Origin of the sequence: Marinomonas sp. FW-1 (assembly GCF_005222245.1) — a bacterium.
Lineage (GTDB): Bacteria > Pseudomonadota > Gammaproteobacteria > Pseudomonadales > Marinomonadaceae > Marinomonas > Marinomonas alcarazii.
The window spans coordinates 3,288,702-3,301,459 of record NZ_CP025987.1; the positions used below are offsets into that span (position 1 = coordinate 3,288,702).

The window sequence follows — 12,758 nt, forward strand, 5'->3', positions numbered from 1 at the left end:
CATAGTAAAGCGCGATGTATATTATACGTCGCGCTGCTGTGGAGGGGTTCCCGAGTGGCCAAAGGGAGCAGATTGTAAATCTGCCACGAAAGTTTCGGTGGTTCGAATCCACCTCCCTCCACCATTAGCAGTATCTTCTTAAGATTCAACATCTTATCCTCTGCAATACAGAATCAAATTCTCAAATCTCACTCACAACAACAAACGTTCACAGCCAAAATACACCTATCAAGAAAATATCCCTTACTCATCACAACCAAAAAAAACCTCTTATTTAACCAACACAAAAAACCATCAATCCAACCTACTTTATTGCACCACAATAACGCCATCTACATCACACACAACCAACCCTAAACAACACCAACCTCTTCCTGACATCACCCAAAAACGACATTACATGCAATCATCGCAGCCACACATAAGAGCCTATTCGAGTTAATCACCCCCTTCACAAAACAATCAGCAGCATATAGCTAAGAAACCAGTAAGCACGCTTTGCATCCTGCAGACCTAAGAAGCCCGAAAAGACCACCCAACCCCAACAACCACCTTACCACAGCGATCACAAGCACCTACAATAGATAGACGATAGACGATAGACGATAGACGATAGACGATAGACGATAGACGATAGACGATAGACGATAGACGATAGACGATAGACGATAGACGATAGACGATAGACGATAGACGATAGACGATAGACGATAGACGATAGACGATAGACGATAGACGATAGACGATAGACGATAGACGATAGACGATAGACGATAGACGATAGACGATAGACGATAGACGATAGACGATAGACGATAGACGATAGACGATAGACGATAGACGATAGACGATAGACGATAGACGATAGACGATAGACGATTTTGAAGCTTTCTATGAAGAAAACAATACGTAGATGAGGATTTTAGGACATAGAAAAGATAATTATGAGAAGAATGGTGGGTCGTACTGGATTCGAACCAGTGACCAATTGATTAAAAGTCAACTGCTCTACCAACTGAGCTAACGACCCGCTCATAATTTTTATGCTGATTTATTAATGGTCGGAGTAGAGAGATTCGAACTCCCGACATCCTGCTCCCAAAGCAGGCGCGCTACCAGACTGCGCTATACTCCGATTGGCTCCTCGAACTGGACTCGAACCAGTGACCCAATGATTAACAGTCATTTGCTCTACCAACTGAGCTATCGAGGAATTAATCAGACTAGAATTCTGCATAGAGATAGTTGGTGGGTCGTACTGGATTCGAACCAGTGACCAATTGATTAAAAGTCAACTGCTCTACCAACTGAGCTAACGACCCAACTATCTAGTAATGGGGTGGACGATGGGGCTTGAACCCACGACCGCCGGAATCACAATCCGGAGCTCTACCAACTGAGCTACGCCCACCATTACTAATGATGATGATAAAATAAATGGTCGGAGTAGAGGGATTCGAACCCCCGACATCCTGCTCCCAAAGCAGGCGCGCTACCAGACTGCGCTATACTCCGAATGGCTCCTCGAACTGGACTCGAACCAGTGACCCAATGATTAACAGTCATTTGCTCTACCAACTGAGCTATCGAGGAACTAATATTTTATCTTGCTTACAACTACCATCTTTAGAAGATGGCGGAGGAGGAGAGATTCGAACTCTCGGTAGGCTATTAACCTACGCCAGTTTTCAAGACTGGTGCATTAAACCGCTCTGCCACCCCTCCGTTGCGAGCGAGGTGTATAATACTGATTTGAAATTTCAGTGCAACCTCTTTTTTAAAAAAGTTTAACTTTTTTCACTCACATAGCCCTGATCAGCAGAAGAACGGATCCATACATTGGAATACCAGTAATAATGCTTGCCCGAATTATCAGGCATAGTGCAGTTAATACGGCCACGTCCTACGCCAAAAGGCTTGCTAGCAGTTGCCTTCACTTCTCTTTCAGAAATCCACTCAAGAGTCGCCTTTCCTTGACCGGACACATAGCACGCCAAGTCTTTTAAACGATACTTGCCCTCTTTAAAAGTCAGGTTAATCGAAACAGGCTCTTCACCAGCGTAATCGCCACCCGCATTTTCAGACAAAAGAGGCATAGGTTTCGCGTTCAGCTTTGTTTTTAATGTTGATAACTTGGCATAAGCACCTGAGGCTGGAAAACGCGGCAGGTTTTCAAAGTCCGAATCGGCACTTACCACACCAGACTGCTGACCGAATGCCATAATGCCCTTTTCTGCCATCATGCTTCGAATCCTTCCATTTGATTCGCCATATGGGTAAGCCAACATCTTCGGTGAGCTTCCAAGATGCTTCACAAGCAAACTTTCTACCGTATCCACTTCCTTTTCCATACGTGACATCCAGGCCTCATCCGTTTCGCCTTTCTCTTTGCGCAACATATAAGGATGGCTAATCGTATGGTTAGCGAACACACCGCCAAACTGCTCCATCTCTTTCATCTGCTCCCATGTTAAAAAGCTACGGCTCTTACGCTCTACTGGTTCTGAGTTGATAAACACAGTAAAAGGAAAATTCCTTTCCTTTAAGATTGGGAAGCCAGCTTGGTAAATATTGCGATAAGCGTCATCAAACGAAATAGCGACGGCTTTCTCGGGCAATGGCTTATTGGCTTTTAAATCGTCTAACGCAGAACGTAGATCGACTACTTGAAAGCCTGCATTTTTTAGGTAATCCATATGTTCAGTAAATTGTTCTGGTGTAACAGAAGTCGATTTAGGTGAACTGGCACTTACATGATGATATTGCAGAACCGGTAAATAATCCTGAGCTTGAGCGGCCATGCTTGCGCTCAACGCACCAAGTAAGATGCTGTAATGAACCTTTGACAACATGTGGTTTCCTCTTTGCTTAATATTTGCCCACATTCTACGGACGAACGGCAAACATGACCAGCCATTCAAAAACCGAAACTGTTATGCCTGCTTTATGATGTCACTGCATCTACTCATATTGAAGGCACCCTCCTACACTCAATAGACATAAAGGATCCATCACAAAAGGGAATGCTAATCTCCACAAGAGGAAAGAACATGAGCAAATCCACTTTTTACAAAAATCTGGAAAACCAACTTCAAACACTTAAGCACGAAGGCCTTTATAAAATAGAGCGTCCGCTTATCACGCCACAAGCCAGCCAAATTACTACCGCCGATAAAACGCCTCTAATCAATCTTTGCGCGAACAATTACCTTGGCTTGGCAAACGATAAGCATGTCACTCAAGCCGCCCATCAAGCACTGGATGAATACGGGTACGGCATGGCTTCTGTTCGCTTTATTTGCGGTACACAAAACATACACACCCAATTAGAAAAAAGCCTAAGCGACTTTTTGCAAATGGAAGACACCATTTTGTATTCCTCTTGCTTTGACGCAAACGGCGGCTTATTTGAAACATTGCTGAATGAAGAAGATGCCGTCATCAGTGATGCGCTCAATCACGCCAGCATTATTGATGGCATTCGTTTATGTAAAGCAAAACGCTATCGCTACGCCAATAACGACATGAAAGAACTGGAAGCGAAACTTCAACAAGCGGATATAGATGGTGCTAAAACCAAATTAATTGTCACGGATGGCGTGTTTTCTATGGACGGTATCATTGCCGACCTTAAATCGATCTGCGACCTTGCAGACAAGTACGATGCATTAGTTATGGTTGACGACTCCCATGCGGTAGGCTTTTTGGGCGAAAATGGTCGTGGTAGCCATGAGTATTGCGATGTACTAGGTCGTGTCGACATTATCACTGGCACATTAGGTAAAGCCCTAGGTGGCGCTTCTGGTGGCTACACCAGCGCCTCTAAAAGCATTGTCGACTGGTTACGCCAACGCTCTCGCCCTTATTTGTTTTCGAACTCACTGGCGCCTGTGATTACCGCCACCAGCTTAAACATTATCGAATCCCTTAAGCAAGGAGATTCCGCTCGTAAGCAATTAAAAGCCAATAGCCAATACTTCCGCACCCAAATGAGCGCTTTAGGCTTTAACCTAGTCCCTGGTGATCATCCAATCATTCCTGTTATTTTAGGCGATGCGAAGCTCGCACAAGAGATGGCAAATGCGCTATATAGAGAAGGAATATTTGTGACAGGATTTGCTTATCCCGTCGTACCTATGGGCAAAGCCAGAATTCGCACACAAATGTCAGCATCACTCACAACGGAACAACTTGATCGCGCCATAGCCGCCTTTGCTAAGGTCGGGCGCGAGATGGGCATTATTAAAGGAAGTAAATAATGAAAACGCTTGCGAAACTCCACGCAGAAAAAGGCATTTGGATGACAGACGTACCGCATCCCGAATGCGGACATAACGATGTCGTGATCAAAATAAGCAAAACAGCAATCTGTGGAACAGACATGCACATCTATCAATGGGACGATTGGGCACAGAACACCATTCCAGTGCCCATGACAGTTGGTCATGAGTTTGTTGGTGTGATCACCGAAATAGGGCCAGAAGTTTCTGGGTTCAAGATCGGTGACCGCGTTTCTGGAGAAGGCCATATTACATGTGGACATTGCCGCAACTGTCGTGCAGGTCGTCGCCATCTATGCCGAAAAACCCTTGGCGTTGGCGTCAATCGCACTGGCGCTTTTGCCGAATACTTGGTCATTCCAGCCAGTAACGCATTCAAAATTCCAGATAACATCAGCGATGACATGGCGGCGATATTCGACCCGTTTGGCAACGCCACTCATACTGCCCTGTCTTTCGACCTAATCGGTGAAGACGTTCTAATCACAGGCGCTGGCCCCATTGGCGCCATGGCCGCGGCTATTGCTAAGCACGTCGGTGCGCGCAATGTGGTGATTACCGATGTGAACGACTTCCGTCTGGATCTGGCGAAAAAAATGGGGGCAACTCGTACCGTTAACGTCAGTCGTGAATCATTAAAAGACGTCATGAGTGAAATAGACATGCACGAAGGCTTCGATGTGGGCTTAGAGATGTCTGGCAATGACACGGCGTTTCGCTCCATGCTGGAATACATGAACCATGGCGGGAAAATTGCCATGTTAGGCATTCCAGGAAAAGACACTTTAATCGACTGGAATCAGGTCATTTTTAAAGGTCTTATCATCAAAGGCATTTATGGACGAGAAATGTATGAGACTTGGTATAAGATGGTTGCCATGCTTCAATCTGGCTTAGACATCAGCCCAATCATCACCCATCGCTTTGATATTGATGACTTTCAGCAAGGCTTTGACACCATGGGGTCTGGCAAATCAGGAAAAGTGATTCTCGACTGGAATTAAATCTACCTAGGTTATTGCGTCTAGAAGATGATCGCGTTAGCGTAATTCTTTTAGACGCAAACCGAGCAATCACATGTTAGAAATAGGTACTCAAACACACCCTCTTCCCCATCAAGATGCGCTCTATATTTTGCTACATCGCAACCAAGTATTAGTAGAGTCAGAAAATCAATTTCTTACGCCTTTTACACACTTCCAACCTAACTCAAAAATGAGCGCCATCTACTGTGGCAAATGGCATGGTCAGGATATCTTCGTGTGTCGCTTTGAATCTATCCCCAAAGGCTTCTCTGAAATGGGTCTAAGAGAGCTACTCTTCTTACAAGACCAACACCATTACATTTTATTAAGCCGCGCACACCAGCTATCAACATGGGATCGTGATCATCAATTTTGTGGTCGATGTGGCTCGCCAATGAAAGAAAGACACCCAGCTGAGCACACAAAAATATGCCAGACGTGCAACTTGCGTCATTATCCTCGCATTTCCCCTTGCGTCATTATATCGATCCGCAAAGACGATCAAATTCTACTTGCTCGTGGCCCACAAGCACCTAAAGACAGGTTCAGTAACATCGCGGGGTTTGTCGAAGCAGGGGAAACCTTAGAACAAGCTGTGGCAAGAGAAATTAGAGAAGAAGTCGGTTTAGAAGTCACCAACATTCGCTATGTAAGCAGCCAGCCTTGGTCTTTCCCACATCAGTTAATGGCCGGTTTTTTTGCGGATTATGAAAGTGGTGACATCGCCCCTGCGCCAGGTGAAATAGAAGAAGCCAACTGGTACTCAATTGATGACTTACCGAATATTCCCAACAGCGCGACGATTTCAGGGCAGTTAATTAATCTACATGTAGAACATATACAAAAAACGAAAAGCAACTAAAGACCTTCTACTTTCAGACACACCAGATTCATAAACGGTGTGTCTGAAAGTATCGACAAAAGCACCAAATTTATTCCTTCTCAGCTAGAAATCTTCCAGTAAATACCTATACTAGCCACCCAGCTAAGTACCGACTCATTCACTTGCCATAAAAGAATAACACTGAGAACCTCGTGGAAGATCTACTAAATTCAATAGAACAAAAAGTAAAACCATTAATCGGTTTAGGCAAAGTCGCAGATTACATTCCCGCGCTGGCGAATGTCGATCCCAACCAATTTGGTATTGCCATCTACAGTAACGACGGTCAGCTCTATCACGCAGGCCAAGCCTATACAGACTTTTCTATTCAAAGTATCTCTAAAGTCTTTAGCTTGACCCTTGCCATCAAACACTATGGCGAAGACATGTGGAAGCGAGTTGGACGTGAACCTTCTGGAAACCCGTTTAATTCACTTGTGCAGCTCGAATACGAGTCAGGTGTACCTAGAAACCCCTTTATCAATGCTGGCGCCTTAGTCATCAGTGATATGAATCAGTCTCGCTTTGCTTCTCCGCACTACGCCATGCGTGAATTCATTCGACGCTTAGCGGATAACTCCCACCTAAGCTCAGACAAAGTGGTTGCCGATTCAGAATACGAATTCCGTGCACGCAATGCGTCCATGGCGTATTTAATGAAAGCCTTTGGTAACTTTGAAAACGACGTAGAAAGCGTTTTACACAGCTACTTTGATAACTGCGCCATGCGCATGAATTGTGTGGATCTTGCCAAAGCCTTTAGTTTCCTTGCCAACAAAGGCTACTCACAGCTCAGTGGTGAGCAAGTGCTAAGCGCACGAGAGACAACCCAAGTTAATGGATTGCTCGCCACCAGCGGCTTATACGACGAAGCTGGCAACTTTGCTTACCGCGTTGGGCTGCCAGGCAAAAGTGGTGTTGGTGGTGGCATTATCGCCATTGTGCCAAATCGCTTTTCCGTCTGTGTTTGGTCACCAGAACTCAATAAGTCAGGCAATTCACTCGCTGGCATGGCGGCACTGGAAGCGCTCTCCGAAAGCATCGGCTGGTCAGTATTTGGCTAGGCTCTTCTTAAACCCGAAACAAAAAGACAACAACCAAAAACAGAAAAGGGCTTCACGAGAAGCCCTTTTTTAGTATCACTGTATTAACAAGGTATTGGCGAGCGCAGTCATCACCTGCTAGGGATGGCGTCACGAGCGCAGTAGCCATCCAGTTAATCTGTGATGACTTTATAACAAGGAACATAAGCACTGCCCGGCAACTTCATCCGCTGCTGACGAACGAACGCTTGTAATAAGGCATCCAGTTTCGCCAATAACGCTTTATCGCCATGAATCTCGAACGGCCCAAACTCTTTGATGTACGCCACACCTTGCGCTTTCACATTACCGGCAACGATAGATGAAAAAGCACGACGTAAATCCGCGGCAAGCAAATGCGTTTCTTGATTGAAGTGTAGATTTAGCTCACGCACTTTTTCATGGGTTGGCTCAAACGGATATTGGAACTCTTCTGGAATATGCAGTTTCCAATTGTAGTAAAACGCATCTTGATGGGCTTTACGATACTGGCGAACTTCTTCCATGCCTTGTTTCATAGCACGGGCCACTTCCACTTCGTCTTCAATAATAATACGGTATTTATTCTGCGCTTCCGAACCTAATACCTCACCGATGAAAGCGTGTATTTGCTCAAAATAATCGGCACTTTCTTTTGGTCCTGTAAATACCAGTGGAAAAGGCACGCCTGCATTTTTCGGGTGTAATAAGATCCCCAAGATATACAGAATTTCCTCTGCGGTTCCGGCACCACCAGGGAAAACCACTATACCGTGTCCGGCACGGACAAAGGCTTCAAGACGCTTCTCGATATCTGGCATGATCACCAGCTGATTCACAATCGGGTTTGGAGATTCTGCTGCAATAATGCCAGGCTCCGTTAAACCTAGGTAAATACCATTTTTAATACGTTGCTTGGCGTGAGCGATGGCAGCGCCTTTCATCGGCCCTTTCATTGCCCCAGGTCCACAACCGGTGCAAATATTCAGCTCACGCAAACCTAACTCATGGCCCACACGTTTGGTGTAATCATACTCGTGACGAGCAATAGAGTGACCACCCCAGCAAACAATCATGTCTGGATTTTGAATGCGGCGGAACACATTGGCATTACGTAGTAATTCAAACACCACATTGGTTAATTTATCTGAGCTGGCGTCTTCAAGACCACGGGCCAGAATCTCATGCTGGGTAAAAATAATGTCGCGCAATACGCTGAATAACATCTCACGCACACTGCTGATCATCTTACCGTCAACGAATGCACTGCCCGGTGCATTTTTCAGCTGCAGTTTTACGCCTCGCTCTTGTTGAACGATACGGATTTCAAAATCTTTAAACTCTTCCATAACCGCTTGCGGATCATCTGAATCACTGCCGCAATTCAATATCGCTAAGGCACAACGATGGAATAGGTCATGTAGGGGACCGGATTCTTCTGACAGACGAGAAATCTCATCTTGAGACAACATTTCTAACGAACCTTTCGGTGCGACTAACGCATCAACGCGATCTTCGTACTGCATGATCGCCCTCCTTATTGTCATTTTATTAATGTCTTTTAAATTCTTTATTATTAAATATAGTGGTCGCGCATTCTGGTTTTATCAAGCTTTTACGAAAAACTTAATAAAAATAGTCAGAATGAAATCAATTATTTAGCCTGCCTTTTTGGTCAACAAAATCAATCCTCTTTGCGGGTTCGCAATGTTTGATAATAATGAGACTTCATTTCAATTAAACGACTGTAGGTACGACGAAACTCAAACAACAATGACCCATTTAGATACAGGCTGTCTAAAGGCACGTCGGCATTCAATAATAGAACCACTTGATGGTCATAACACTCGTCTACCAAGCTAATAAAGCGACGCACTGCATCGTCATTAATGCCTAACGACACAGCACGATCACCGGTTTTCCCTGAGCCAATCGCGCCATCTTCGGTGCCACGCGCTTTGATGTGTTCATAGGGTTCGCTGCTAAGTTCAGGAATGCCTGTCAGCATTATCAGCGGATAAGTTTGCGCCAGCTCAATGTAATCCAACGACGATCTTGGTCCATCGCACAAAGCATAAAAATCGAACCAAGCAATATTGTCTGCGGCTTCAACAACCGGTATCGATCGACGACAAACTTGCAGCGACTGCTGGTTGATATTTCCCTTTGCCAGCTGCTTAAACAAAACCGACATGTCTTGCTCATGTTTAACAAAATAAATCGGTGAACCGCCGGTATGACGTAATCGATGATCTTCTTCACCGCCAAGATGAATGCTATTCAAATGCCCTTGTAGCAAGGCTATTGCTGGAGCGAAGCGTTCTTTTTGCAGCTGGTTCTGAAACAAGTCTTCCACCGCAATATTCGACGTTGCCACCAACACAACGCCTTCTTCAAACAGCGCCTCAACCAGACCACCCAGCAACATGGCGTCACCGATATCAGAGACAAAAAACTCATCAAAGCACAACACTCTACACTCTGCAGATAAACGCCTAGCAATGCCTTTTAGGGGATTTTTCTGGCCAAAAGCAAGGTTTAACTCTCGATGCAAGCGCGCCATAAAGTGGTGAAAATGCAACCTTAACGCCATTCCATCTGGCAAACAGTGATAAAACAAATCCATCAAGAATGTCTTGCCACGACCCACATCACCCCAAAGGTAAACACCTTTAATTGGCTCTAGCTCATCACGGTCTGATGGTGGCGAGACTAATAGCTGATACACTCGCTCCAACTCTTGTAACGCAGGCTGCTGGCTGTTATCAAACGTCACTCGTTCTTGCTCTAGACGCGTCTGATAGACTTGCGAAGGTGTCATATTTCACTTCCTTTTAAATCTTGGCCCTGCATTTAAATTGAATGATCAACAGCATACTGATGTATCGCGGTTTTTATCAACTCCAACACCAGCAACGAAGTGAACTTGCGTGGCATCGTAATGGCGTAAAAATTCTCAAACGCTTGGGGAATGCTTTCATAATCTTGTAGCACTTTCGATTGAATCTCATCTTTTACCACCACAGGCGGTAAGACAGACAGATAACCACTGTCCCTTGCTAACAATCGCAACATCGCCATGTCGTCCACTTCTGCCTTGATATCTGGCTGATACTGATGAGTGGCACAAAAGGATTCGAAAGAGGAACGAATGTCGGTATTTCGACCCGGTACGACCCATTTTTTACCTTCATAACCTATTGGAAAAGGCGTATCAGGCTTTTCGCCATACGGTCCGACAATGGCAACAGCTTGCCTGGCCACCAGTTGATTTTGCCATGAGGCATCATGCCCTTCGCTTAAAATAGCGCGGTTGGTCAACGCCAAATCTAATTCGTGATTGACAAGGCCATTTAGCAAATCCGCCATGCCTCTTGATGAAAGCGAAAAATCCACATTCTCGCTTTTTAACAAAGGGGCAATAAAACTCTCGATGAAATTCCTCGACAAATTACTCTGCACACCGATGGTAATATGCTGAAGCTGCGTAGCACTGTCTTTCTGGATAAATTTTTCTAACTCTTCACCGGTATTAAAAATATCTTGCGCATAGGCCAGCACTCGACGTCCCACGTCAGTCAACACCAGCTTACGCCCTTGGCGAACAAATAATGCCACATCCAAACTCTGTTCAAGCTGCTTGATCTGCGCCGACAAAGCCGATTGAGAGATATGCAATGATTCTGCGGCTTCAGTCAGACTCGTGCTCTTGGCTACCCGCCAAAAATAATACAGATGATGATAATTCAATCGACTCATTGTCTATCATCCTATAGATACATAATAAAAAGTGAACGTTAAATAACAATATATGTATTTTTATTAACAAAATAAAGGCTTCATAATCGCCCCAACTTCTTCAAACCAAAGATTGTAGGTGTGTATGTCCTTAGTCGCGTTAAGTTTTTTACCGATCGTTATCCCCTTTGCTCTGTTTCTGGGAGGCTGGTATCTCGGGCGAGAAAAAACGCAATGTGTGGCGCACAAAGCGTCTCGATTAAGTTTTGTTTTGCTGATTATTTTTCTTTCTACCTTTCCAATAAGCTATTTTTTTACCGATGCTTGGCAATCTTCTACCTTAATTCGTCATACCGCCCTAAACCAAATCATGCTCGGCCTAGTCACCGTCATGGGCTGGGTATTAATCAGTTTCTCGCGCAACTACATGGCAGGACAGGCTAATCTAAATCGTTACTACCGTTGGTTGATGTTTACCTTGGCGTCTGTTGCCATCACAGTCACCACTAACCACTTGGTGATTTTTTGGTTCGGTTGGTTAGGCATTAGTTTGTCACTCAATAATTTATTAACCTTCTATGCGGATCGTCCACGAGCCATTCTTGCAGCGCACAAAAAATTTATGCTGGCGCGAGTCGCTGAGTTGTCTTTATTTTCCGCTTTTGCCTTGCTTTACCAGCAATATGACAGTTTATACATCAACACCATTATCAACACCGCTGTGGCCCAATCTAACGCAGGATTCGCCTTGCAATGGCAAGAGCAAGTGGCGGCTTGTTTGATTGCCTTGGCGGCATTAATCAAATGCGCTCAATTGCCTTTCCATGGTTGGTTAATACAAGTGGTCGAATCGCCAACGACCGTTAGCGCCTTGTTGCATGCTGGCGTGATCAACTTAGGTGGTTATCTACTGCTTTTGTTTACGCCAGTGGTTGCGCAAAGTTCCGTAGCGGTTTGGCTGTTGTTAATTATTGCCGGCTTATCGACCCTCGCCAGCGCCCTGATCATGACCACTCGAATCAGTGTTAAAGTTCGCCTTGCTTGGTCGACGTGTGCGCAAATGGGTTTGATGCTGTTGGAATTTGCCCTAGGTTTGTACGAATTAGTCCTGCTGCATTTGCTCGCCCATTCGTTTTACAAAGCCTATTCTTTTCTCAACTCCGGCAACGCGGTCAATGACGCCATTAGATTGCGTCTTTCCAGTGCGGCAAAAAACAATACTCAATTCTCGGATTCGAACAAAGCCGTCGTGCCTAACGCACAAACTTGGCTAATCGCTCTTGGGTTAAGCACCACCTGCGTGGTTATTATCCGAACGCTGTTTGGCTTTGAAGGAGCATTTAGTGCATGGTGGTTATTCGCTCTCGCACTCACTGTCCTTATCGTACAGTGGCGCACTTGCGAACATTCGCGGTCAGTAGTTTATACCTTCATAATGGGGACATTATTGTGTGTGGTTTATGCCACGTTAAAGTACGCCATGCACTTCGTGTTACCAAACTATTCAATGCACACTGTTGAGGCTTTTTCCCCAGCCGACATCTGGGCCATGGTTTTATTTAGTCTGCTGTTTATCTTGAGCGCGCTGTTACATTATCAAGTGCGCTGGCCTGCCATTCGTCACTTATCTATTGCCCTATTTGCTGGACTTTATTTGGATGAATGGCTCACTCGCCTTGTTCTTAAATTTTGGCCAGTCACGTTACCCGCTAGAGCAAAAGAACAGCATCATGCCGTAAATGCCAATCAACCGTCGCCAAAACCTTAGGAG

The 12,758-nt window shown here is 45.0% G+C and carries 9 protein-coding genes and 9 tRNA genes; 6 read left to right on the forward strand and 12 right to left on the reverse strand.

What is annotated here, in order from left to right; genetic code table 11:
- The first annotated feature begins 40 nt into the window (after positions 1-40).
- Positions 41-124 (forward strand) — tRNA-Tyr (locus C1X04_RS15290).
- Between the two features lie 830 nt (positions 125-954).
- Here C1X04_RS15290 and C1X04_RS15300 read toward each other — a convergent pair.
- From C1X04_RS15300 to C1X04_RS15340, 9 genes are all read right to left on the reverse strand, one after another.
- Positions 955-1,030 (reverse strand) — tRNA-Lys (locus tag C1X04_RS15300).
- A 28-nt stretch (positions 1,031-1,058) separates the two neighbouring features.
- A tRNA-Pro gene (locus C1X04_RS15305) sits at positions 1,059-1,135 on the reverse strand.
- Positions 1,136-1,137: 2 nt separating this feature from the next.
- Positions 1,138-1,213 (reverse strand) — tRNA-Asn (locus C1X04_RS15310).
- 33 nt (positions 1,214-1,246) lie between these two features.
- A tRNA-Lys gene (locus C1X04_RS15315) sits at positions 1,247-1,322 on the reverse strand.
- 13 nt (positions 1,323-1,335) lie between these two features.
- Positions 1,336-1,411 (reverse strand) — tRNA-His (locus C1X04_RS15320).
- 27 nt (positions 1,412-1,438) lie between these two features.
- Positions 1,439-1,515: transfer RNA gene (locus C1X04_RS15325), tRNA-Pro, on the reverse strand.
- Positions 1,516-1,517: 2 nt separating this feature from the next.
- Positions 1,518-1,593 (reverse strand) — tRNA-Asn (locus C1X04_RS15330).
- Positions 1,594-1,634: 41 nt separating this feature from the next.
- Positions 1,635-1,725 (reverse strand) — tRNA-Ser (locus C1X04_RS15335).
- Positions 1,726-1,787: 62 nt separating this feature from the next.
- Entirely contained in the window at positions 1,788-2,852 is a 1,065-nt protein-coding gene (locus C1X04_RS15340) for a polysaccharide deacetylase family protein (protein WP_137170391.1), read from the reverse strand.
- Between the two features lie 198 nt (positions 2,853-3,050).
- Between C1X04_RS15340 and C1X04_RS15345 the strand changes: the two genes are divergently transcribed.
- The 4 genes from C1X04_RS15345 (at position 3,051) to glsB (ending at position 7,252) form a co-directional block, all read left to right on the forward strand.
- Positions 3,051-4,259: a glycine C-acetyltransferase gene (locus C1X04_RS15345; RefSeq protein WP_137170392.1), complete on the forward strand. Its 1,209-nt coding sequence runs from the start codon at positions 3,051-3,053 to the stop codon at positions 4,257-4,259.
- A complete protein-coding gene (gene tdh / locus C1X04_RS15350) occupies positions 4,259-5,284 on the forward strand; it encodes an L-threonine 3-dehydrogenase (protein WP_137170393.1) in 1,026 nt (341 codons plus the stop codon). The genes C1X04_RS15345 and tdh overlap by 1 nt, the downstream gene beginning before the upstream one ends.
- Positions 5,285-5,357: 73 nt before the next feature.
- The gene (gene nudC / locus C1X04_RS15355) at positions 5,358-6,167 is read left to right on the forward strand and encodes an NAD(+) diphosphatase (RefSeq protein WP_137170394.1); all 810 of its coding nucleotides are present in this window, start codon (positions 5,358-5,360) and stop codon (positions 6,165-6,167) included.
- A 173-nt stretch (positions 6,168-6,340) separates the two neighbouring features.
- Positions 6,341-7,252, forward strand: coding sequence for a glutaminase B (gene glsB / locus C1X04_RS15360; RefSeq protein WP_110576940.1), 912 nt, complete (start codon positions 6,341-6,343; stop codon positions 7,250-7,252).
- A gap of 152 nt (positions 7,253-7,404) precedes the next feature.
- On the opposite strand, the gene ppnN is transcribed toward glsB, so the two are convergent.
- The 3 genes from ppnN to C1X04_RS15375 all read right to left on the reverse strand — a co-directional run bounded on the left by ppnN (position 7,405) and on the right by C1X04_RS15375 (position 11,008).
- Positions 7,405-8,775: a nucleotide 5'-monophosphate nucleosidase PpnN gene (gene ppnN / locus C1X04_RS15365; protein WP_110576939.1), complete on the reverse strand. Its 1,371-nt coding sequence runs from the start codon at positions 8,773-8,775 to the stop codon at positions 7,405-7,407.
- A 158-nt stretch (positions 8,776-8,933) separates the two neighbouring features.
- Entirely contained in the window at positions 8,934-10,070 is a 1,137-nt protein-coding gene (zapE, locus tag C1X04_RS15370) for a cell division protein ZapE (protein ID WP_137170395.1), read from the reverse strand.
- Positions 10,071-10,102: 32 nt separating this feature from the next.
- The gene (locus tag C1X04_RS15375; protein ID WP_137170396.1) at positions 10,103-11,008 is read right to left on the reverse strand and encodes a LysR family transcriptional regulator; all 906 of its coding nucleotides are present in this window, start codon (positions 11,006-11,008) and stop codon (positions 10,103-10,105) included.
- A 124-nt stretch (positions 11,009-11,132) separates the two neighbouring features.
- Between C1X04_RS15375 and C1X04_RS15380 the strand changes: the two genes are divergently transcribed.
- A complete protein-coding gene (locus C1X04_RS15380; RefSeq protein WP_137170397.1) occupies positions 11,133-12,755 on the forward strand; it encodes an NADH-quinone oxidoreductase subunit L in 1,623 nt (540 codons plus the stop codon).
- Positions 12,756-12,758: the final 3 nt, after the last annotated feature.

Excerpts from the sequence above, each read along its gene's own strand:
- C1X04_RS15380 (WP_137170397.1), top strand. The coding sequence starts at position 11,133 with ATGTCCTTAGTCGCGTTAAGTTTTTTACCGATCGTTATCCCCTTTGCT.
- C1X04_RS15340 (WP_137170391.1), bottom strand. The coding sequence starts at position 2,852 with ATGTTGTCAAAGGTTCATTACAGCATCTTACTTGGTGCGTTGAGCGCA.
- C1X04_RS15375 (WP_137170396.1), bottom strand. The coding sequence starts at position 11,008 with ATGAGTCGATTGAATTATCATCATCTGTATTATTTTTGGCGGGTAGCC.
- nudC (WP_137170394.1), top strand. The coding sequence starts at position 5,358 with ATGTTAGAAATAGGTACTCAAACACACCCTCTTCCCCATCAAGATGCG.
- ppnN (WP_110576939.1), bottom strand. The coding sequence starts at position 8,775 with ATGCAGTACGAAGATCGCGTTGATGCGTTAGTCGCACCGAAAGGTTCG.
- zapE (WP_137170395.1), bottom strand. The coding sequence starts at position 10,070 with ATGACACCTTCGCAAGTCTATCAGACGCGTCTAGAGCAAGAACGAGTG.
- tdh (WP_137170393.1), top strand. The coding sequence starts at position 4,259 with ATGAAAACGCTTGCGAAACTCCACGCAGAAAAAGGCATTTGGATGACA.
- C1X04_RS15345 (WP_137170392.1), top strand. The coding sequence starts at position 3,051 with ATGAGCAAATCCACTTTTTACAAAAATCTGGAAAACCAACTTCAAACA.